Below are 1,193 nucleotides of genomic sequence, written 5' to 3' on the forward strand. Positions count from 1 at the left end.
TAGGTCGTGAACTCATAAATGCTGGATGATTGAGACGCTGGAAAGCAATCACCCGTCGGCCTACAATCTGACTATGCCGTTCGCCCGCAAATTAATTCTTCATGTTCCGGTATCGGATGAGACCTTGCTCGATGGCTTTGTTGAGCAATGTCTGAATGACGGTGTATCGCTCGTGGCCGTGGTCGGACCGGGCTGCGCGAGGGTTGAAGACATTATCGACGAGATCGTCGTCGGTGACGGAAGCGACGAGACACGCTTTATATGCACGACTTCTCACCCCGATGAGCCATTTGAGGATGTGTTGAACATGGCTAGGACGTGGGAGTTCGAGCGCGGCGATCCCGTCGAAGAGGTCCGGCTGTAAGAGTCGTTGACCGCCCGCAATTTAGGCTTCCATATCACGCCGTTTTCTGATTCAGGCTCCACATGAGCCGATATGACCTGACTGACTTCGAATGGCGCGCGATCGAGCCGCTGTTGCCTAACAAGCCGCGAGGAGTGCCGCGCGTTGACGACCGCAGGGTGCTGAACGGCATCTTCTGGGTGCTGCGATCGGGTGCGCCATGGCGCGATCTGCCGGAGCGATACGGCCCGCGCACCACCTGCTACAATCGCTTCGTCCGATGGCGGAAAGCAGGTGTGTGGGACCGCCTCATGGATGCCATCACCAAAGCCCATGACGGCACGGTGCAGATGATCGACACCTCCATTGTTCGCGTGCATCAGCAGGGCGCGACGGCAAAAAGGGGGATCGAGATCATTGTCTCGGTCGTTCCCGAGGCGGGCTGACAACCAAAATCCATGCTCTTGTCGACGCCCAAGGCAGGCCGATCAAGCTGACGCTCACGGCAGGCCAGATGAGTGACATCGCCTCCGCAGCGGACTTGATCAAGGAATTGCCGGAGGGGGCCATGCTACTCGCCGACAAGGGCTATGATGCCAACGCCTTGCGCAATGCTGTCACCGAGCGAAAGGCATGGGCCAACATTCCGCCCAAGGCCAACCGCAAGGACGCGATCTGCTTCAGCCCCTTCCTCTACAAGGCGCGCAACCTCGTCGAACGCTTCTTCAACAAGGCCAAGCAATTCCGTCGTATCGCAACCCGATACGACAAGCTGGCTGAGAACTATCTTGCCGCCCTCAAACTCGTCGCAATCCGCATCTGGCTACGCGGTAATGAGTCTACGTCCTAG

The 1,193-nt window shown here is 57.9% G+C and carries 1 protein-coding gene and 1 pseudogene; both read left to right on the plus strand.

Going from position 1 to position 1,193, the window contains the following annotated elements; translation table 11 throughout:
- Positions 1-25 precede the first annotated feature (25 nt).
- Positions 26-364 carry a hypothetical protein gene (locus EOA13_RS37155; RefSeq protein WP_245490608.1) on the plus strand — a complete coding sequence of 113 codons (339 nt, stop codon included), beginning with the start codon at positions 26-28 and terminating at the stop codon, positions 362-364.
- Positions 365-426: 62 nt separating this feature from the next.
- Positions 427-1,193, plus strand: a pseudogene (locus EOA13_RS37160) (IS5 family transposase).

The organism is Mesorhizobium sp. M7A.F.Ca.US.011.01.1.1, assembly GCF_003998295.1.
Classification (GTDB): domain Bacteria; phylum Pseudomonadota; class Alphaproteobacteria; order Rhizobiales; family Rhizobiaceae; genus Mesorhizobium.

Excerpts from the sequence above, each read along its gene's own strand:
- EOA13_RS37155 (WP_245490608.1), top strand. The coding sequence starts at position 26 with ATGATTGAGACGCTGGAAAGCAATCACCCGTCGGCCTACAATCTGACT.